The organism is Thiorhodococcus drewsii AZ1 (genome assembly GCF_000224065.1).
Classification (GTDB): Bacteria; Pseudomonadota; Gammaproteobacteria; order Chromatiales; family Chromatiaceae; genus Imhoffiella; species Imhoffiella drewsii.
Genome location: NZ_AFWT01000021.1, coordinates 12,970 through 32,228 on the forward strand (window position 1 = coordinate 12,970; position 19,259 = coordinate 32,228).

At 63.1% G+C, this 19,259-nt stretch carries 20 protein-coding genes; 11 read left to right on the plus strand and 9 right to left on the minus strand.

Annotated features, from left to right (window positions below):
- Positions 1-17: 17 nt before the first annotated feature.
- The gene (locus THIDRDRAFT_RS14635) at positions 18-506 is read left to right on the plus strand and encodes a peptidylprolyl isomerase (protein ID WP_007041643.1); all 489 of its coding nucleotides are present in this window, start codon (positions 18-20) and stop codon (positions 504-506) included.
- 72 nt (positions 507-578) lie between these two features.
- Here THIDRDRAFT_RS14635 and mgtE read toward each other — a convergent pair whose 3' ends face one another.
- From mgtE to THIDRDRAFT_RS14670, 6 genes are all read right to left on the minus strand, one after another.
- Entirely contained in the window at positions 579-2,021 is a 1,443-nt protein-coding gene (gene mgtE, locus THIDRDRAFT_RS14640) for a magnesium transporter (RefSeq protein ID WP_007041644.1), read from the minus strand.
- A gap of 185 nt (positions 2,022-2,206) precedes the next feature.
- A protein-coding gene (locus tag THIDRDRAFT_RS24695; protein WP_425358445.1) for an IS5 family transposase occupies positions 2,207-2,967 on the minus strand; the annotation gives its coding sequence in 2 pieces (ribosomal slippage) (positions 2,207-2,625 and positions 2,625-2,967; 762 coding nt in all).
- Positions 2,968-3,067: 100 nt separating this feature from the next.
- On the minus strand, positions 3,068-4,516 hold the full coding sequence (gene pyk, locus THIDRDRAFT_RS14655; RefSeq protein ID WP_007041646.1) for a pyruvate kinase: 1,449 nt from the start codon (positions 4,514-4,516) through the stop codon (positions 3,068-3,070).
- Between the two features lie 85 nt (positions 4,517-4,601).
- Positions 4,602-5,204, minus strand: coding sequence for a flavin reductase family protein (locus THIDRDRAFT_RS14660; RefSeq protein ID WP_007041647.1), 603 nt, complete (start codon positions 5,202-5,204; stop codon positions 4,602-4,604).
- A 77-nt stretch (positions 5,205-5,281) separates the two neighbouring features.
- Positions 5,282-5,695 (minus strand): cupin domain-containing protein, encoded by a 414-nt coding sequence (locus THIDRDRAFT_RS14665; RefSeq protein ID WP_007041648.1) that lies wholly within the window; start codon positions 5,693-5,695, stop codon positions 5,282-5,284.
- Between the two features lies 1 nt (position 5,696).
- Positions 5,697-6,413: a transposase gene (locus tag THIDRDRAFT_RS14670; RefSeq protein WP_007041649.1), complete on the minus strand. Its 717-nt coding sequence runs from the start codon at positions 6,411-6,413 to the stop codon at positions 5,697-5,699.
- Between the two features lie 164 nt (positions 6,414-6,577).
- Here THIDRDRAFT_RS14670 and hrpB point away from each other — a divergent pair, with 164 nt between their 5' ends.
- The 9 genes from hrpB (at position 6,578) to THIDRDRAFT_RS14715 (ending at position 15,679) form a co-directional block, all read left to right on the plus strand.
- Positions 6,578-9,124: an ATP-dependent helicase HrpB gene (gene hrpB / locus THIDRDRAFT_RS14675; RefSeq protein WP_007041650.1), complete on the plus strand. Its 2,547-nt coding sequence runs from the start codon at positions 6,578-6,580 to the stop codon at positions 9,122-9,124.
- Between the two features lie 162 nt (positions 9,125-9,286).
- On the plus strand, positions 9,287-10,021 hold the full coding sequence (locus THIDRDRAFT_RS14680; protein WP_007041651.1) for a carbonic anhydrase: 735 nt from the start codon (positions 9,287-9,289) through the stop codon (positions 10,019-10,021).
- A gap of 11 nt (positions 10,022-10,032) precedes the next feature.
- Entirely contained in the window at positions 10,033-10,641 is a 609-nt protein-coding gene (mobA, locus tag THIDRDRAFT_RS14685; RefSeq protein WP_040844975.1) for a molybdenum cofactor guanylyltransferase MobA, read from the plus strand.
- Between the two features lie 121 nt (positions 10,642-10,762).
- Entirely contained in the window at positions 10,763-11,227 is a 465-nt protein-coding gene (locus THIDRDRAFT_RS14690) for an Hsp20 family protein (RefSeq protein WP_086009935.1), read from the plus strand.
- 180 nt (positions 11,228-11,407) lie between these two features.
- On the plus strand, positions 11,408-12,769 hold the full coding sequence (locus THIDRDRAFT_RS14695; RefSeq protein WP_007041654.1) for a DegQ family serine endoprotease: 1,362 nt from the start codon (positions 11,408-11,410) through the stop codon (positions 12,767-12,769).
- Positions 12,770-12,873: 104 nt separating this feature from the next.
- Entirely contained in the window at positions 12,874-13,218 is a 345-nt protein-coding gene (locus THIDRDRAFT_RS25655; protein ID WP_007041655.1) for a hypothetical protein, read from the plus strand.
- Positions 13,219-13,359: 141 nt separating this feature from the next.
- Positions 13,360-13,590, plus strand: coding sequence for a PepSY domain-containing protein (locus THIDRDRAFT_RS14705; RefSeq protein ID WP_007041656.1), 231 nt, complete (start codon positions 13,360-13,362; stop codon positions 13,588-13,590).
- A 53-nt stretch (positions 13,591-13,643) separates the two neighbouring features.
- Positions 13,644-14,342 (plus strand): response regulator transcription factor, encoded by a 699-nt coding sequence (locus tag THIDRDRAFT_RS14710; protein WP_007041657.1) that lies wholly within the window; start codon positions 13,644-13,646, stop codon positions 14,340-14,342.
- The gene (locus THIDRDRAFT_RS14715) at positions 14,339-15,679 is read left to right on the plus strand and encodes an ATP-binding protein (RefSeq protein ID WP_007041658.1); all 1,341 of its coding nucleotides are present in this window, start codon (positions 14,339-14,341) and stop codon (positions 15,677-15,679) included. The genes THIDRDRAFT_RS14710 and THIDRDRAFT_RS14715 overlap by 4 nt, the downstream gene beginning before the upstream one ends.
- 37 nt (positions 15,680-15,716) lie before the next feature.
- Here the strand turns inward: THIDRDRAFT_RS14715 and galE are convergent, their stop codons facing one another.
- Positions 15,717-16,727, minus strand: coding sequence for a UDP-glucose 4-epimerase GalE (gene galE / locus THIDRDRAFT_RS14720; RefSeq protein ID WP_007041659.1), 1,011 nt, complete (start codon positions 16,725-16,727; stop codon positions 15,717-15,719).
- A gap of 223 nt (positions 16,728-16,950) precedes the next feature.
- Here galE and THIDRDRAFT_RS14725 point away from each other — a divergent pair, with 223 nt between their 5' ends.
- Positions 16,951-18,429, plus strand: coding sequence for a flagellin N-terminal helical domain-containing protein (locus THIDRDRAFT_RS14725; protein WP_159105420.1), 1,479 nt, complete (start codon positions 16,951-16,953; stop codon positions 18,427-18,429).
- Positions 18,430-18,511: 82 nt separating this feature from the next.
- Here THIDRDRAFT_RS14725 and THIDRDRAFT_RS14730 read toward each other — a convergent pair whose 3' ends face one another.
- Positions 18,512-18,964 carry a protein YgfX gene (locus THIDRDRAFT_RS14730; RefSeq protein WP_007041662.1) on the minus strand — a complete coding sequence of 151 codons (453 nt, stop codon included), beginning with the start codon at positions 18,962-18,964 and terminating at the stop codon, positions 18,512-18,514.
- A gap of 6 nt (positions 18,965-18,970) precedes the next feature.
- Complete coding sequence (locus tag THIDRDRAFT_RS14735; protein WP_007041663.1) at positions 18,971-19,252, minus strand: FAD assembly factor SdhE; 282 nt, start codon at positions 19,250-19,252, stop codon at positions 18,971-18,973.
- Positions 19,253-19,259 lie beyond the last annotated feature (7 nt).

A 19,259-nucleotide genomic window follows, 5' to 3' on the forward strand; every position in this document is an offset into this window, starting at 1 on the left:
AGCCCAGAGCCATCACCATGATCAAACTCACCACCAATCACGGCGACATTCTCATCGAACTGGACGCCGAAAAGGCCCCCAAGACCTGCGCCAACTTCGAACAATACGTCCGCGACGGCCACTATGACGGCACCCTGTTCCATCGCGTCATCTCCGGCTTCATGATCCAGGGCGGCGGCATGACCGCAGACTTCAACCAGAAGCCAACCCGCAGCCCCATCGAGAACGAGGCCAAGAACGGACTCAAGAACGAAGCCGGCACCATCGCCATGGCTCGTACCATGGCACCGCACTCGGCCTCCTCGCAGTTCTTCATCAACGTCTCGAACAACGACTTCCTGGACTACCCAGGCCAGGACGGCTGGGGCTACTGCGTGTTCGGTCGTGTCGTGGAGGGCATGGAGACGGTCGACGCCATCAAAGCCGTCAAGACCGGCAACCGTCACGGCCACCAAGACGTCCCGGTCGAGGACGTCATCATCGAGAAGGCCGAGATCGTCGACTGAACCAGCCGTCGCACGCAACCGTCGCCGGACGGTTGCGGCACGTTAGCGAACAGCTGGTCACTGGCGCCTCATTCAGAGCAGAAAGAGCGTCGCCAGCCCAAGAAAGATGAAGAACCCACCCGAGTCGGTCAGCGCCGTGATGAGCACCGAACTGCCAAGCGCCGGATCCCGCCCGAGACGCTGACGAATCAGCGGAATGAGTACCCCGGCTGTCGCGGCCAGCAGCAGATTGAGTGTCATGGCAGCGGTCATCACCAACCCGAGAGAGGGATCGCGATAGAGCCACCAGGCCAGCGCCCCGACCACGCCGCCCCAGACGAGACCGTTGATGAGTGCAACGCCGGCCTCCTTCCTCAACAGACGCCACATCCCGGACGGCTCGACCTGACCCATAGCCAGAGCGCGCACGATCATGGTGATCGCCTGATTGCCGGCATTACCGCCGATCCCGGCGACGATCGGCATGAGCGCAGCCAAGGCGACCAACTTCTCGATCGAGTCCTGGAAGAGGTCGATGACCCGAGAGGCGAGAAAGGCCGTCACCAGATTGATCGCCAGCCAGGCCCAGCGGTTCTTCACCGACTGGATGACGGAGGCAAAGATGTCCTCTTCCTCGCGCAAACCGGCATGACTGAAGATCTCCGCCTCGGATTCCTCACGAATCTGATCGACCATGTCGGCGATGGTAACCCGCGCGATCAGGCGGCGATCGTCGTCGATCACGGGCACTGAGACCAGGTCGTAACGCTCGAAGGCAGTGGCGGCGACGTTGGCATCGTCATCTGGTCCGAAGGTCACCAGCGAGCGGGACTTCATGACCTGCCCCACCTGCGTCTCCGGCGCGTTGATGAGCAACGATTCGAGCGTCAGAACACCATGAAGCCGATCGTCGCGATCGATGACGAAGAGCTTGTCGGTGTGATCCGGCAACGCCTCGAAGCGACGCAGATAACGCAGCACCACCTCCAGCGTGACGTCCTCGCGCACCGTCACCATATCGAAGTCCATCAGGGCGCCGACCGTACCCTCCGGGTAGGACATGGCCGCGCGCACCCGCTCCTGCTCCTTCTGGTCCAGCGAGTCGAACACGTCCTGGACGATCTCGGACGGCAGGTCCGGGGCCAGATCGGCCAGTTCGTCGGCATCGAGCGATTCGGCCACGGCCTTGAGCTCGTCCGGATCCATGGTCCGAAGCAGCGTGGCGCGCACTGCGTCCGAGACCTCCAGAAGGATCTCGCCATCCTTGTCCGCGCGCACCAGATCCCAGACGAACCAGCGGTCCGCGAGCGGCAGCGCCTCCAGGATGCGGGCAATGTCGGCCGGATGCAGACGTTCGAGCTTGCGACTCAAACGCGCCAGATTCTGCTTATGGGTGATGGTCTCGACCAGCGCCCGATGCGGCATGTTCTGGCGATGCTCCAGACTCTCGACCAACTGCTGACGCGCCAGCAGATCCTGAATATCGTGAAGATGTTGGTGAAAGCCATCCGGGTCGCGCGGCTTCTGCTCGGTCATGGTCAGGGCACCAGGGCTGAGTCGATGGAATCGAGCCGCGCACTTTACGGACTTCGGTCCATCAATGCGAGACACGGCAACGCGAGCAGGAAACTAAACAACCACCGGCTAAAAGCCGGTGGGTTTGAGTAACGGACTGAAAGTCCGGATACGCGTCGACTGAACGACGCGTCTAGGGCCTGTCATCAATTAAGCAGGACGCATGCTGAGGCCAAGTGCACACCGGCGAGAAAGTTGCGAGACAACTTGTCATATCGGGTGGCAATCGCTCTGAACTGCTTGATCTTCGAGAAAAAGTTTTCAATCAGATGGCGCGCTTTATACAATTCCTTGTCGTAAGCGCGTTGGACCAGGCGGTTGCGCTTAGGTGGAATCACCGCTATCGCCCCGCACGCTTCCAACACATCAAGCACCCGCTCATCCGCATCATAGGCCTTGTCCGCGAGCAGTGCTTCGACCTCCAGATCGACCAGCAAGTGATCGGCACCGACCAAATCCGAGGCCTGTCCTCCCGTTAGATAAAAACCCGTCGGATTACCTAAGGCATCGGTTCGAGCATGAATCTTCGTGCTCAATCCGCCTTTGCTGCGCCCGATGGCTTGCTCTCCTTTTTTTTGGGAGCTCCTGCACTGTGTTGATGAGCGCGCACGATGGTGCTGTCGAGCATGGCGTATTCGTTGTCTGCATCTGCGCCCAGAATCTCGAACACGTGCTGCCAGACACCACGCCGTGCCCAGCGCGAGAAACGGGTGTGCACGACGCGAAAATCACCAAACCGTGCCGGCAGATCGCGCCACGGGATGCCCGTGCGATAGCGGTAAATAACCGCCTCGACAAACAAGCGATTATCGCGGGCGGTAACGCCAACTTGGCCAGGGCGGCCTGGCAACAGATCTTTGATGCGCTCCCATTGGTCATCGCGCAGGGCATGGCGGCGTTGTGCGATCTGGGCTCTCCTCAATGTTGCGATCGTGATGGACGAGAATCATGGCACGCTCAAGGAATTGATGACACGCCCTAGGCTTGGTGGCGGTCCGAATGGTCTATCAGCGACCGGCGTCGCTCGACTCACGGCCGAGTTCGAGGATCTCCATGCGGTAGTTGCCGCTGGGGTTCTCCGCTGTGGGTCCCTGGGTAAGGAGCGCGAGTCCGGAATCGACGCCACGCTCGCGGAGCCATTGAAGCAGGAATCCGGACCAGTCGGAGCGGTCGGCGTCGACCTGGATCGCCTCGATGCCATAGGAAAATTGCAGCGACTGGCAGGTGGCTGCGCTGGGGCTGAAGGCGATGATCCAGACCGGTGGACGGAAACGGGCGACGTTGCGCGGAGTGCTGCCGGAGCGGGTGGGCACCAGGACGCAGCGCGGTTCGCTGTTGTCGATGGTGTGGTAGACGCTGGAGGCGATGAGATCGACGGCGCTCATGCGGTCGCTGCCGTCGAAGCTGTCCATGGTGCGCACGAAGGGCTGCTTGCTGCGCTCCGGTTCAACGTGGGTGGCGATGCTGGCGAGCATGGCGACCGATTCAACCGGATAGCGCCCGACGGCGGATTCGGCGGAGAGCATGACGCAATCGGTCCCGCCGAGGATCGCGTTGGCTACATCCGTAGCCTCGGCGCGGGTTGGGCGGCGATAGGTGACCATGGACTCCAGCATCTGGGTTGCGGTGATCACAGGTTTGCCGAAATGGTTGGCCAGATCAGTGATCTGTTTCTGTACAACAGCGATGCGCTCGATCGGGATCTCCACGCCCAGATCGCCGCGCGCCACCATGATGCCGTCGGCAACACGCAGGATCTCGGTCAGATTGTCGAGCGCCCCGGCCCGCTCGATCTTGGCGATGATGAAGGGTGCATACCCCATCTCTTCGGCTGCACTGCGCACCGCCAGGATGTCGGCGGCGGTCGCAACGAACGACTGGCTGACCGCGTCGAGACGATGCTCGGCGGCGAATTTCAACCACTCGCGGTCCTCGGGCGTAAAGGCGCTGATCCCCAGGTCGATTCCGGGGAGGTTGACCCCCTTGCGCGAAGTCAGCTCGCCGCCGACCCGCACGCGGCAGAAGATGTCCGATCCCTGGACCGACTCCACGCGCAGCAGGATGAATCCGTCGTTGAGGTAGAGCCGATCGTTCGGTTTCACCGCATTCGGCAGATCGGGAAAGCTGACGCCGATCCGCTCCTTGTCGCCCAGGATCTCGTCCGTGGTGAGCGTCAGCAGGTCGTCACGCTGGAGCTCGATGGGCTCGGACGCGAGATCGCCGATACGCATCTTGGGTCCGGGCAGATCGCCCATGATGGTGACGCGCCGCCCGGCCGTTTTAGCGGCTTGGCGAATGCGTGTGACGACCTCGGCGTGGTAGTCGGGATCGCCGTGCGAGAGGTTCAGTCGGGCGATATTCATCCCGGCCTGGATCAGCTGGACCAGCATCTCTGGGGAATCCGAGGCGGGTCCGATCGTAGCCACGATCTTGGTCTTGTGGTCGGGCAGGTGCATTGAGGTGTCTCCCCTTGAGGAACGCGGTTGAGAATGGATCTGGGAGCGCGAGCGCCCGGGTAGCCCGGGCGAAATAACGCGGGAATCAGTCGACGCGCGAGGTGGCGCGCCAGCGCTGGATCGCGGCGGCATCGATGGCCTGATCACGCGCATAGAGTCGTTGAAGTTCGTCTCGACGCTCAGGGGGCGCGTCCTTGAGCAGTCGGTTCAGGGTCAGGGCAGGCGCATCCCGCAGCACGCTGCCGTCGACGATTTCAAGCAAGTAGAGGCTACGGTCACCGATATCGGCGCTGAATTCCACCCTTCCATCCAACCAGGCAACGGCATCGCCATAGAGCGGATTGGCGTCGGGCGTCGTTGCCGGATCCAGATCGGCATACTTGTCCACCTCATGCCCGCTCGGCAGACCAAAGCGCCAGATCGCCGCAAGGTCCGACACTTGGAGCAGATGCAGGGCGCAACGACGTCTGGACTCGATCAGCGCCCAGGTATAGTGCTGTCTGGCGATGCAGATCAGCATGCGCGGCAGGCTATCGACAATGGAGGCTCGCGTCACCGAGGTCGCGACCAGTCCGCCACGACGCTCGCCGTCGCATGCGGTCACCAGCCACAGCGGCGTGTCGTAACACTCGAAGACCCTGGAGATGGCGTCAAGCGACGCGCCCGACGGAGCGTTTGGATTCGACATGGATCCGGATTCTCGTAGTCGTCCCAGGTCGACGCTGACCAGGGCTCGGAGTATGACAGACACGGGTGACGATACGCCTATCGAACCGGTGCGGCCTCGGGGAATGGTTCGGGATCGATGTCCTGATAGGCGCTTGGCACAAAACGCGGCGTGCAAATAGCGTAGAAAACCAGATCGGTTTCGCCAAGATTGGCGATTCGCTGCCCGGCCCCGGCGGGGATGGCGACCAGATCGCCCGGACCGACCAGACGCGGCTCCAAGCCCTCGACCTCGACGCGTCCTTGCCCAGAAAGCATCAGATAGCGCTCGACGATGCCCTCCAGCCGGTGCAAACGGGTCGTCACACCTGGCTCGACCCGCGCACGCGCAATCGAAACATCCGGATCCTGATCGCGATTCCAGGACTCCAGGATGTAACACCCCTCGGCAATATAAAACTCATCGCCCTCTTGTGGCGCATGCACCGAGGGCGATTGAAGTTCCGCCTTCATCTCACAGCCGTCCAGCCTGACGGCGGTAAGCCTCGGAGCGGCGGTCTCCGCCACGCGGACGCGGCTGAGCGCGACGGTTGAGAACGCCCTCGATCTCGGAGCAAAAGGCGGGCGTACCCAGCACCCATGCCTTGTTGGTCGCGTCGCGGACCTCCTTGAGCAAGGTCTCCGAGGCTGGCGTTTCCGCAGCCTTGGCATACTGTTCGCGGCGTGCCTTGGCGCTACGACCGAGCCGCTCGTATTCATGGTGAGGCGTCACCAGATCATCGTCCGCGCCAGTGGCGTTGGCGGCATAGCTCGACCAGCCATAGTCGGATGGATGCTCGACCAGACCGGCACGTACCGGATTGGCCTCGACATAATGCGAAATCGCCTGCAGATAGCCCTTGGGATCGACGAGCGTCGCGCGATAGCGTCCTTCCCAGAGGGTTCCCGTACGATCATAGCGATTGTTGAAATACTGAACGTAATACCGCCCGACATATTGCATCAGCTTGCCGATACCGTTCTCGACATGGGGCGTGAGCAGCACATGGAAGTGATTCGGCATCAGCACATAGGCGTGGATATCGCACTCGAATTTCTGCGCAGCCACGTTCATCTTATCCCAGATGAACCAGTAATCATCCTCTTCGTACAGGATTTGCTGACGGTTGTTGCCACGCTGAATAACGTGCTGCGGATAGCCGGGAAGGACGAAGCGAGGAAGGCGTGCCATGATAGGGTCGGATCCGGTTGATTGACCTGAAACCAAGTATAGACGGCTTATCCAGGCTTGCTTTTCGGTCGGCACCTAACGAAACATACGGTGCCATCCCGCCCCGCTCGATCATATGTATCCGTACGACCCCATCCGATTGACGACAGCCCCAGATGCCTCCCATGAATTCAGAATCGACCAAGCTCGCACTCCCCATCGATGCGGTGTTGCCCGCACTGGACGAGGCGCTGAGCCGAGGTCACGCCCTGCTCCAAGCGCCCACCGGATCGGGCAAATCGACCGGTGTTCCGCTACGGCTGATGGGGTCTAACTGGCTTGGCGGACAGCGCATCCTCATGCTGGAACCGCGCCGGCCAGCCGCGCGCATGACCGCCGCACGCATGGCATCCGTACTGGGCGAGCCGCTCGGCGAACGTGTCGGCTATCAGGTCCGCTTCGACCGACGGATCGGGCCACGCACTCGGATCGAGGTGGTCACCGAGGGCATCCTGACCCGGCGTATCCAGTCGGATCCCGCACTTGAGGGCGTGGGCCTGCTCATCTTCGACGAATTCCACGAGCGCAACCTGACATCGGACCTGGGATTGACGCTGGCGCTGGACGCCGCGACCAACCTGCGTCCAGACCTGAAACTCCTGGTGATGTCGGCCACGCTGGACGCCGAACCCGTTGCACGGCTGCTCGGAGGTGCACCGACTCTGCGCGGCGAGGGACGCAGCTTTCCGGTCGAGATCCGCTATGCCGATCGCCAACCGGATCCAGACCCGGTGGCGGCCGTCCTCGCCGGTATTCGCCACGCCCTGCGCACCGAAGACGGCGACATCCTGGTCTTCCTCCCCGGCGCGCGCGAGATCGACCGCTGCGTCGAGCAACTCAAGGACGCGGTGGACTCCACGACATCGATCCTCCCGCTGCACGGAAGTCTGCCCACACAGGCTCAGGACCTGGCCCTGCTCCCAAGCACACCGGACACGCGCCGGGTGATCGTCGCCACCGACATTGCCGAAACCAGTGTCACGATCCAAGGAGTCAGAGTCGTTGTCGACAGCGGGCTCACCCGCAAGCCGCGCTTCGATCCAGGCTCCGGACTCGAACGACTCGTCACCGAGCCTGTCCCCATCGCTTCAGCCGACCAGCGAGCCGGGCGTGCCGGACGCGTCGCCCCCGGCATCTGTTATCGACTCTGGACCCGTGCTCAGGAACACGGCAGACCCGCACATCGTACTCCAGAGATCCTGCAATCGGACCTGGCTCCATTGGTCGTCGAGCTGGCTCTGTGGGGCGTCAAGGATCCCAACGCCCTCGCCTGGCTCGATCCGCCTCCAGCTTCAGCGTGGGAGCAGGCCGTCGCGCTGCTGAAAGATCTCGGGATACTGGATGCGCGGGACGCTCTGACCCGGCTCGGCCGCGCCATGGCGCCGCTCCCCCTGCATCCGCGACTCGCGGCCATGCTGCTCGGCGCCGCGCCGCAGGCCCGCCAGACAGCGGCCGATCTTTGCGCGCTACTGACCGAGCGCGATCCCATGACATACCGTCCAGACCAGGGACGCCAAAGCGACCTGGACCTTCGGCTGCGCGCGCTTCAACAAGGTCGCGCGAAGGTCCGCATCTCCGGGATGGATGCGAACCGACTCGGCGCCATCGAACGGGTCTCGCGTCAACTGCTGGGGCTGATCAAGGACGCCTCGCCGAATCTGTCCGAGCCGTCCGGCATCCGTTCTCCCGGCGCGCTGCTGGCGCTCGCCTATCCCGACCGCATCGCCCAGCGCCGAGAAGGATCGGACGACCGCTACCTGCTGGCCTCGGGCGGCGGTGCCGTGCTGCCCCGCGACGACGCGCTCGCCGTCCATCCCTATCTGGTCGTCGCCGCACTCGACGCGCGCGGTCGGGACGGACGGATCCAGCTGGCCTTGCCGATCGATGCGTCCGAATTGCGCACGCTGTTCGACTCACGCATCGACCGCACGCAAGAGATCTTCTGGGACAGCACACGGGACGCGGTCGTCGCCCGCGAGACCGAGCAACTGGGTGCCATCCAGCTGGCCTCGCGACCGCTGGCGCTGAACGACGGGGAGGCGACCGTTCGACTCCTACTCGAACGCATTCGCGAGCAGCCCGAGCGCGCCTTCGCCTGGACCGACTCGGCCCGCCAGATCCAGGCCCGTGTCGGCCTCATGCGCCAGATCGATCAAAACGGGGACTGGCCGGATCTCTCCCTCGAAGGGCTGCTCGAACGATTGGATGAATGGCTCGCGCCCTGGATCGTCGGACGATCGAGACTGACCGAGATCCAACGTCTCGACCTGTCCGAAATCCTGCTATCCCAATTGAGCTGGGAGCAGCGTCAACGGCTGGATCGCGAGGCACCCAGAACACTGACCACGCCGGCCGGCAACCAGCGACCGCTCGACTATGTCAGCGGCGAAGTGCCGGTGCTCGCGGTGCCGCTCCAGGAGCTGTTCGGACTGGAGGACACGCCGCGCCTGTGCAACGGCCGCGTGCCGGTCCTGCTGCATCTGCTGTCGCCCGCGCGACGCCCCATTCAGGTCACTCAGGACCTCGCCGGATTCTGGGCCAGAGGCTACGCCGAGGTGCGCAAGGAACTGCGCGGCCGCTATCCCAAACATCAGTGGCCCGAGGATCCGACCGAGGCCCAGGCCATGGTCGGCGGAATCCGCAGGAAACGCCCGCCCGACGCGAAGCGCTGAACGCCCATCCTGAGCCCTGTTCCTTAACCCGCCGGCCTCGGACTATCATTGCGACGGATGGCGAGAGATCGGATCCAACCGAAACAAAAACCGATCGGTTATGAAGCAAGCGGCCAACCACGCTGACCGCACGACCGACAGGCCTCGACGAGGAAGAGACAGATGAAAGATACGAGAATCGCACTCTTTGCCCTGCTGACCGCGAGCTGCACCGCATTCGCCGCACACGGTCACTGGGGCTATTCGGGGGCCGAGGGGCCGGATCACTGGGGCGAACTCGACCGGACCTTCAGCGTCTGCGGCAACGGCAAGAACCAGTCACCGGTCGACCTGACCGAATTCATCGACGCCCAGCTACCGCCGATCGGCTTCCACTACCAGCCTGGCGGCGAGGAGGAGGAGAACAACGGCCATAGCATCCAGATCGATTACGCCAAGGGCAGCAACATCAGCCTCAACGGCCACGAATACGCGCTCAAGCAGTACCATTTCCATACACCTAGCGAAAACCACGTCCGAGGCAAGGCGTTCCCGATGGAGGCCCACCTGGTTCACGTCGACGCGCATGGCAAGATCGCAGTCATCGCGGTCATGATCCAGGAAGGCGCGGAGAATCCCGCCCTGACCGAGGCCTGGTCACACATGCCGGAACAGCCCGAAACCAAGGTACATCTGGATCATTTGGTATCCGCCGAGGACCTGCTGCCCAAAAACCGCGACTATTACCGCTTCACCGGCTCGCTCACCACCCCGCCCTGCACCGAGGGTGTCGCCTGGCTGGTGATGAAGGAACCGGTCACGGCCTCGGCCGACCAGATCCACAAATTCGCCCGCGTGATGGGACACCCGAACAACCGCCCGATCCAGGCGGCCAATCATCGCGTGATTCTCGAATAGGGACCCGCGCCTTGAGCCCAGACAAAGCCTCGACCACCGGCGTCATCCTCGCAGGCGGTCGAGCGCGCCGCATGGAGGGTCTGGACAAGGGACTGATCCGGCTCGCCGAACGCCCCTTGATCGAATGGGCCATCGAGGCACTGGCACCTCAGGTCGACTCGATCTTGATCAGCGCCAATCGCAACCTCCAGCACTACGCGCGCTATGGCTACCCGGTCATCGGCGATCTCCAGAGCGGATTCCAGGGACCGCTGGCCGGATGTCTCGCCGCCATGCTGGCCGCACGCACCGACTGGATCCTCACCCTGCCCTGCGACGCCCCGCTCGCGCCAACGGATCTGCGCGCCCGACTTGGCGCATCGCTCGCGGCCGAGAACGCGGATCTTGCCATCGCCAGCGACGGACATCGGCGCCAGTCACTGCATGCATTGATCCGAGCGTCGCTCGACGCGGATCTGCGCAGCTTTCTCGACGGAACGGAACGTAAGGTGGGTGTCTGGCAGAACCGCCACCAACTGGCCGTCGCCGACTTCAGCGACCAGCCCGAGCGCTTCCTGAACATCAACACGCAGGCGGATCTCGCCCAACTCGAACGCTGGCGCGCCGCCGATAGCGGGTAGCGCTTGACATTCCACGCTCGCATTTTTACTTTACATAACACAAGCGCTCATTCGAGGCTTGAAGACAACGCGGTTCGTTGAGAACGCCTGATTCACATATTGCTCTCATGAGGATATGCTATTGAATAACATTGATTTTTCCCCACTCTTCCGTTCCATGATCGGCTTCGACCGCATGACCTCGGCGCTCGAAAACGCCTCTCGGTCCGAGTCGGGCGGTTATCCTCCCTACAACATCGAGGCCAGCGGTGAGAACGACTACCGCATCACCATGGCGGTCGCCGGCTTCTCCCAGAAGGACTTGAGCCTGGAGGTCCGGGAGAACATCCTCACCGTATCCGGCGGACGACCCGATGAAGAGGACGGTGCCCGCCGCTTCCTCTATCGCGGCATCGCCAACCGCAGCTTCGAGCGCAAGTTCCAGCTTGCCGACTACGTCAAGGTGGTGGATGCGCGGCTCGAAAACGGGTTGCTGCACATCGACCTGCGACGCGAGATCCCCGAGGCCATGAAACCGCGCAAGATCGAGATCCGAGGCGACAGTCGCCGCTGCATCGACGGATCGGCCAATGAGGCCGCCGCCTGATCCCCGTGATCGGATAGGAGACGCCGGGCATTCACCCGGCGTTTTTCGTCTCGACGACCGCTGCGGCAGTCCGGCCGTCTCGACCTTGCGCGATCGACATCCCGCAGCCACCATCATGATCGTCCCCGCTCTCGGCGCACCGTGCGCCGATTCAACGCGTCCCTTTCGAAGATCACACCCATGATGTCCAAGCCAGCCTCCATCCCTCTCATACTCTGTCTGTCGCTGCTGCTGCCGCTGTCATCGGCCCAGGCCGCGCTGCCCTTTGCCCTGGACGGCAAACCGCTGCCGAGCCTGGCGCCCATGCTGGAGCAGGTGGTGCCGGCGGTCGTCAACGTATCGACCGTCACCCGGATCGAGGCCGCCGACCACCCGCTGCTGCGCGATCCCTTTTTCCGTTATTTCTTCGATGTCCCCCAACAGCAGCGTCGACGCGAAAACAACAGCCTGGGCTCCGGGATCATCGTCGATGCCCGGCGCGGACTGGTGCTCACCAACTATCACGTCATCGCCAAGGCGGACGAGATCAAGGTCACCCTACATGACGGACGCACCCTGAACGCCACGCTCGTCGGCAACGACCCGGACACCGACGTCGCCGTGCTGCGCATCCCGGCCAAAGGTTTGAAGGCGCTCGCGTTTTCCGACTCGGACACCCTGCGGGTCGGCGATTTCGTGGTCGCCATCGGCAATCCATTCGGACTGAAGCAGACCGTCACCTCCGGCATCGTCAGCGGACTCGGCCGGACCGGACTCGGGATCGAGGGATATGAGAACTTCATCCAGACGGACGCCTCCATCAATCCGGGCAACTCGGGCGGTCCCCTGGTCAATCTGCGCGGCGAACTGGTCGGCATGAACACGGCTATCCTGGCCCCCGGCGGCGGCAACATCGGCATCGGCTTCGCCATTCCGGCCAACATGGCGCGCTCCATCATGGAGCAACTGGTGGAGTTCGGCGCGGTCAGACGCGGACTCTTCGGTGTCCGGGTACAGGATTTGACCGACGAATTGGCCAGCGCATTGGACCTGAAGGATCATGACGGCGCACTGGTGGCGGATGTGGATCCAGGCTCGGCCGCCGAGGAGGCGGGTCTGCGTCAAGGCGACCTCATCCTCGCCGTCAACGGCAAGCCGATCGGCGGATCCTCCGATCTGCGCAATCGCTTCGGACTGCTGCGGATCGGTGAGCGGGTGGATCTGGATATCGTGCGACGCGGCAAGGAGCGTCATCTGACGGGTGAAATCGGCGATCCCTACCGCAGCTTCGTGCCTGGCAAACGGATCTCATCCAGCCTCGACGGCGCGCTCTTCGGCGAATTCAGCCACAGCGGCGGAGTTCCAGCGATCCCGGTGGGCAGCGTCGAGCCCAACAGCTCGGCCTGGAATGCGGGGCTACGCGAAGGGGACCGCATCATCCAGGTCAATGGCCAGGAGATCGCGCGACTGCGTGACATCAGGGACGTGCTCAAGCGTTCGCGCGGGCTCTACAGCCTGCGCATCCAACGCGGCGACGAATTGCTCGTGCTTTCCCGACGTTGACCCGTCCGGGTCGCCGATTCAGCAGGGGTTCAGGGTCGACACACTAGGATGGCCTCCAAGACGGTGGATTTGGCCCCCGTCTCAGGACCCGAGGAGACCATCCGATGAGCCACGTTTCCACGAATTCCCATGCACCGAAACTCACGCGACTAGTGACCCTCTTTTCCGCCATCCTTGTCGCAGGTTCCCTAGCGCTTCCAGCAACCGCGTCCGCCGGCGGACGCGGCTGGGACTCCCACCGTCACGCGGACCGCTGGGACTCACCAGCACCGCGTCACTTCAGACATCATCACCACCACCGCAAGCATCACCACCGTCGGCACCACCATCGCGACCATCGGCGGACCTATGTCTACGACTACGGCTACCGGCCTAGAGTGGTCTACAAGAAACGCTGGCCGCATCACCACCGCCGCGATGGAGTCACCATCATCTATCGCGACTATTGACCCGGCACCATCGGTGCGCGCGCCATGGACAGGCGCCCGACCGATCGACAGACCCGCAACATCCGCACGCGTCCACACCGCGACACGCCCGGACTGTGCTAGATTCCCGCAGACCGTCACAGGCACGGGAGCCGATCCGACATGCAATTGTCTACGTTCATTCTGGCCGCCTTACTGCTTTGCATGGCGCCACCGACCACCTGGGCCGGATCCGGACAGGGCGGACAGATGTCGCCCGACCGGGCCGGCGAAATCGCGCGCCGCCAAACCGGAGGCCGCGTGCTGGCCGTCCAATCTGCCAACGGGGGCTACCGCGTGAAGGTCCTGACCCCCGATGGCCAGGTGCGCTATGTCTTCGTACCCAACCGCTGAGCAGGTGGCCGTATCGCACGCCGCCCGACCCTATCGCCGACAGACACCAACGCATGCGCATCCTGATCATTGAGGACGAGCCCGAACTCCGTCGCCAAATCGCCACCCGACTCTCGCAGGACGACTGCGAGGTCGAGGGCACCGGCGACGGCCAGGAGGGTCTCTATCTCGCAAGCGAATACGCCTTCGACGCCGCCATCATCGATCTTGGCCTGCCTGGCCTTTCCGGGCTCGACATCATCCGCCGACTGCGCGCCAAGGAGAGCCTCCTGCCGATCCTCATTCTCACCGCGCGCGACCGCTGGGAGGACAAGGTCGAGGGATTGGAGGCCGGCGCCGACGACTATCTGGCCAAGCCCTTCCATCAAGAGGAACTGCTCGCGCGGATCCGGGCACTGATCCGGCGTGCCGCCGGAACCGCCTCGCAGGAACTGCACCTGGGACCTATGCGACTGGACCTGACCGCCCAGAAGGTCTGGATGCGGGATCGACCGGTCGAGATCACCGCCTACGAATACCGTCTGCTCGAACAATTGGCCGCCAGCCGGGGCAAGGTGCTCTCAAAGCAGGATCTCGCCGACCGTCTCTATCCGCACGACGAGGACCGCGAGAGCAACGTAATCGAGGTGCTGGTCGGGCGTCTGCGCCGCAAGCTCGACCCGGACGGTTCGCTCAATCCGATCGAGACGCTGCGCGGACGCGGCTACCGCCTGGCACTGGGCGACGACTCAGACAAGGATCCGGCTGGATGATGTCGCTGCGCACCCGCGTCGCGCTGTCCGGCGCTGTGGTGCTCACCGTCTTCGTGCTGTTCACCAGCCTGGCGCTGGAGCGCGCGGTTCGCGATACCGTCCTCTCGGCGCGGGAAGAACGGCTACTGGCCCAGGTCTTCCTGCTGATGGCGGCCGGCGAGGAGGAGCCCGGCGGACTGGTCTTCCCCAAGACGCTCGGCGAACCGCGTCTCAACCTGCCCGATTCGGGACTCTATGCCAAGGTGCTGAACGCGCTGGGCGATCCCATCTGGCAATCCCCGTCCGCCATCGGCGCCGACTGTCCCACGCCGCTTCCGCTCGCGCCCGGTCAGCGCCGTTTCGAACGTCTCTCGGGATCGGACGGAAGCACCTACCTGACACTGGCCTTCGGCGTCACCTGGGCGACCGGTCCGACCCCGCAGGATTACACCTTCGTGGTCGCCGAGGACGCCGCCGCCTTCCATGCCGAGGTGGGCCAGTTCCGCGCCAGCCTTGCGGTCTGGCTGGGCGGCATGTCGGTCCTGATGCTGGTGATCCTGGTCGCCATCCTGCGCTGGGGACTCAAGCCACTGCGCCGGGTAGCGGAGGAAGTAGCCGCGATCGAATCCGGTAAACAGGCCCAGATCCAGGGGCGCTATCCAGCCGAGATCCGCGCGCTCACCGGAAACCTGAACGCCCTGCTCGCCCATGAGCGGGCACGTCAACGACGTCTCGACAACACACTGGGCGATCTCGCCCACAGCCTCAAGACACCGCTCGCCGTGATGCGCGGCGCGCTCGAAGAGGGACAGGTGCCCTCGCCCACCGGAAAGACGCTCCAAGAGCAGCTCGGACGCATGGGACACATCGTCGAATACCAGCTACAGCGTGCCCGGGCCGGCGGACAGCAGGCCGCGACCCTAGCGCCACCGGTCCCGATACGACGCACCGCCGAGCGACTCGTCGCCACACTGACCAAGGTCTATCGCGACGCGGGAATCCAGGTGACGCTTGAGATGGACCAGGGCATCCAGTTCCAGGGTGTCGAGGGCGACCTGTTGGAGATGCTCGGCAATCTGCTCGAAAATGCCTTCAAATGGGGCAAACGACGCATCCGGGTCTGGGGAACCAGGTCGCGCGGCAGACTGCTGCTCGTCGTCGAGGACGATGGCCCGGGCATTGCGCCCGAACAGGCATCGCGCCTACTCGAACGTGGCGCACGCGCGGACGAGGCGACACCAGGACACGGCATCGGACTCGCCGTGGTGCGCGAGATCAGCGATGCCTACGGCGGCACGCTACGGATCGATCAGAGCCCGCTTGGCGGTGCCAGATTTCGCCTTAGCCTGCCAGCGTGAGGAGGTTGGCGCAGGACGGCCTCGTTCTCGGAGCCTCTCAATCGAACCCGCGCGGGTTCATGGACTGCCAGCGCCAGGTATCGGCGACCATGGCGTCGATGCCATATTCGGCCTGCCAGCCCAGTTCCTCGCGAGCACGCCCGGGATCGGCATAGCAGGTGGCGATGTCTCCAGCGCGGCGTTCGACGATGCGATAGGGAATGGGGCGCTCGCTGGCCCGCTCGAAGGCCGCGATCATTTCCAAGACGCTGTAGCCCTGTCCGGTGCCCAGATTATGGGTCATGACACCCGGCCCGCCCTGGAGTCGGTGCAGTGCGGCGAGATGACCGCGCGCCAGGTCGACGACATGAATGTAGTCGCGCACCCCAGTGCCATCCGGGGTCGGATAGTCGTTGCCGAAGACGCTAAGCTCGGGCAGCTTACCGACCGCAACCTGGGCGATATAGGGCATGAGGTTGTTGGGGATCCCGCTCGGATCCTCGCCGATCAGCCCGCTCGGATGGGCGCCGACCGGGTTGAAATAGCGCAATAGCGAGACGCTCCAGTCCGGATCCGAGGTCCAGAGATCGCGCAGGATCTCTTCGATGAAGAGCTTGGAACGACCGTAGGGATTGGTCGCCGAGCGCGGAAAATCCTCGCGGATGGGAACGCTCGCCGGATCGCCGTAGACGGTGGCCGAGGAGCTGAAGACGATCCGCTTGACCCCGGCGGCAGCCATGGCCTCGCAGAGTCTCAGGGTACCGCCGATATTGTTGTCGTAGTACTCCAGCGGCTTCTGCACCGATTCGCCGACGGCCTTGAGTCCGGCAAAATGGATTACGGCATCGAAGTCGTGAGAACCGAAGATGGCGTCCAGGGCGGCGCGGTCGCGCAGATCGGCCCGAATGAAGCCGAGCGGACGCCCAGCAATGCTCTGGACCCGGCGCAGCGCCTCTTGCTTGCTGTTGCTGAGGTTGTCGACGACGACCACCTCCATGCCCGCCGCCAACAACTCCACGCAGGTATGGCTGCCGATATAGCCGGCCCCGCCCGTGACCAAGACACGCATCCGAGTTTTCTCCTTCCAGGATTTCGACCGACTCAGTCTATCCGAATCAGGCCGCCGGTACCGATGGCGATGATGACCTGCTGCTGCCTCCAAGACCGCAACAACGTCGAGCACCTCCGCCCCCGCACCTGAGGTCAATGATCTGGAGTTATGATCAGCGTCCGTCAGCGAGTGCCCTATCATGGGCCAGTCATAAGGAAATTGAGACATGGTTAGTTTGAGCTTGAACACGAATCTCTCATCCCTGTCCAATCAGAACAGGATTTCCCGGAATCAGGCGAAGCTCGAACAAGCTATTGAGCAGGCGTCATCTGGCTTACGTATCAACAGTGCAAAGGATGACGCGGCCGGCATGGAGGTTAGCAACGGAATGTCCTCGACTCTGGCCGTATCCAACGCATTGGCCCGCAACATCAACGACGGCATCAGCCTCACTCAGGTCGCCGATAGCGCATTGAAAGGCATCGATGGCATCCTACAGCGCGCCCGAGAGCTTGCCGTTCAATCCAACACCGGCACCCTGAGCGCGAATGATCGCAGGATACTGAACTACGAGTTCCTGCACCTTGCGAGCGAAGTGGATTCGCTCGCGGAGAATACCGAGATCTTTGGCATCTACCCCCTCAAAGGTCGCGTGCAACCCGAACCGGTCGAGACAGAGCCTGTCAAGCCACCTCCGGCTCCGGAACCCGACGCAGGCGAAACGCCGCACATCAGCGATCAGCTGGCCAATAACGGCCCATGGAAGAACTTTTCCTCCGGGATCGTCCCTATCGCCTACATCCCTGCCGGCGCGGTCAACGTAACCATCGATATTGATGATAATGGCGCGGATGACGACATCCAGATATTCACGAAGGATGGCAAGCACCTGGCCGGGACTCCGATCGCCACGGACTCGGTTTGGGCCTCCCACGCCAGCACGACACCGACGGACATCGAGAGCAACGTCTTCCTGGAGAGCCACGGCTTCGATACCGGCGCCACCTACGATGACACCCAGCTCCTCGATGGCACCGCCAGTTTTGCTCTGACCGACCCACTGCCGCTTCAATCCACCTATAACGGGATGTCGATCGGCTACAGCGGAGACGGTCATTCCGGCGGGAGCCTCAATGAACGCATTTCGATCGACCAAACGACGGAGCCGTTGCTGATCATGGTCGTCGGAACAGGCGCTTTCGATGCCAAGGCATCCTGGGACGCGATGCCAGCCCCAGGCACCGCCCCGCCGACCATCCCAGTCACACCCGAGCCAACCGAGCCGCCGCCGGCGGCGGTCGATGATGAAGCACTCAAGATCGTCGTCGAGGCTCACTATGGCGGCACGCCAACAACGATCGAGGTCGAAAAGACACCGGCAACAACCAAGGATCTCGAACTCGAGGATATCGAGATCGACCCATTCGAAAAAGCACGCAAGGCACTGGAGGCATTGAACTCGGCGATCGACAGGATTGCTGAATACCGTAGCCAATACGGCGCGATCCAAGAACGCCTCGATTCGGCGCTGAACAGCCTATACGACACGCACGAGAAACTCAGTACCGCCACCAGCCGGATCATGGATGCGGATTATGCGCAGGTTACCGCCGAGTTATCCCGATCCAATATCCTGATGAATGCCAACCTGGCGATGCAGGCACAAGCGAACAAATCACCCCAACTCATTCTTGAGCTTGTACAGCAGCTGAAACCCTGACGACTCGATGAAAGAAGTGCACTCCCAATTTCCGACGTTTCCAATCCATCGCAGCGGCATGATGTCGTGCATCTCAAATGGCTCAAAGTGATCGTTGACGATCTCCCTCGATCTTGAGCAGCACGCGCAATCGTCGCAGACGGTCGGACTCCAGGGAATCGGCGAAAAGCGGCACCGCGCATCGCCCCCAACGGCCGACGCGGAAGCTCAGCACCACCAAAGGCAGACTGACGAAGGTCGAGGGCAGCAGCGTCGCCGCACGCCGTTCGCCCGACTTGAGGGTCAAGGTCCAGGAACCGTCCGAGTGCCATTCCAGGGTCTGGATCGACCAAGGCGCCCAGCCGGCGAGATGAACGGCATGGACATGGATAGCACCGAGCAGGATCAGACTCAGGAGCGGCAGACGCCAGAGACCGATCGGCAGGAACAGCACGACGGCCGCAGCCGTCGCATGGAGCGTCATCGCATAGAGCCGCAAATGTCTGGATCGACGCGGCCGCAGCACCAGCGGGGGGCGATCGCGGTGCGCCCCCATCCGAACTCAACCGCCTGGAGCGGGCGCTCGCACGACGTCGAGGATGTGGTCGACCAGATCCTGCAACGCCTCGTCGGAGGCCGGCGCGCGGGACATGAACCAGTCGCTCAGACGCTGATCCTGCTCGCCGAGCAGACGCAGAAAGGTCTCGCGTCGGCCTTCGTCCAGATCCGCGTAGCCCAGATCGAGGAAGCGGTCGAGCAGATGATCCAGCTCCAGCATGCCGCGTCGGCACTGCCAACGCAGCCGTCTGAGTTCGGACGCCGCGTCTTGGGAAGACTGTTCCATAACGAAC

Excerpts from the sequence above, each read along its gene's own strand:
- THIDRDRAFT_RS14670 (WP_007041649.1), bottom strand. The coding sequence starts at position 6,413 with ATGGCACGCCTTCCTCGCTTCGTCCTTCCCGGCTATCCGCAGCACGTT.
- mgtE (WP_007041644.1), bottom strand. The coding sequence starts at position 2,021 with ATGACCGAGCAGAAGCCGCGCGACCCGGATGGCTTTCACCAACATCTT.
- galE (WP_007041659.1), bottom strand. The coding sequence starts at position 16,727 with ATGCGTGTCTTGGTCACGGGCGGGGCCGGCTATATCGGCAGCCATACC.
- THIDRDRAFT_RS14705 (WP_007041656.1), top strand. The coding sequence starts at position 13,360 with ATGCAATTGTCTACGTTCATTCTGGCCGCCTTACTGCTTTGCATGGCG.
- THIDRDRAFT_RS25655 (WP_007041655.1), top strand. The coding sequence starts at position 12,874 with ATGAGCCACGTTTCCACGAATTCCCATGCACCGAAACTCACGCGACTA.
- THIDRDRAFT_RS14665 (WP_007041648.1), bottom strand. The coding sequence starts at position 5,695 with ATGAAGGCGGAACTTCAATCGCCCTCGGTGCATGCGCCACAAGAGGGC.
- THIDRDRAFT_RS14715 (WP_007041658.1), top strand. The coding sequence starts at position 14,339 with ATGATGTCGCTGCGCACCCGCGTCGCGCTGTCCGGCGCTGTGGTGCTC.
- pyk (WP_007041646.1), bottom strand. The coding sequence starts at position 4,516 with ATGCACCTGCCCGACCACAAGACCAAGATCGTGGCTACGATCGGACCC.
- THIDRDRAFT_RS14635 (WP_007041643.1), top strand. The coding sequence starts at position 18 with ATGATCAAACTCACCACCAATCACGGCGACATTCTCATCGAACTGGAC.
- THIDRDRAFT_RS14695 (WP_007041654.1), top strand. The coding sequence starts at position 11,408 with ATGATGTCCAAGCCAGCCTCCATCCCTCTCATACTCTGTCTGTCGCTG.
- THIDRDRAFT_RS14680 (WP_007041651.1), top strand. The coding sequence starts at position 9,287 with ATGAAAGATACGAGAATCGCACTCTTTGCCCTGCTGACCGCGAGCTGC.
- THIDRDRAFT_RS14710 (WP_007041657.1), top strand. The coding sequence starts at position 13,644 with ATGCGCATCCTGATCATTGAGGACGAGCCCGAACTCCGTCGCCAAATC.
- THIDRDRAFT_RS14735 (WP_007041663.1), bottom strand. The coding sequence starts at position 19,252 with ATGGAACAGTCTTCCCAAGACGCGGCGTCCGAACTCAGACGGCTGCGT.
- THIDRDRAFT_RS14660 (WP_007041647.1), bottom strand. The coding sequence starts at position 5,204 with ATGTCGAATCCAAACGCTCCGTCGGGCGCGTCGCTTGACGCCATCTCC.
- hrpB (WP_007041650.1), top strand. The coding sequence starts at position 6,578 with ATGAATTCAGAATCGACCAAGCTCGCACTCCCCATCGATGCGGTGTTG.
- THIDRDRAFT_RS14730 (WP_007041662.1), bottom strand. The coding sequence starts at position 18,964 with ATGGGGGCGCACCGCGATCGCCCCCCGCTGGTGCTGCGGCCGCGTCGA.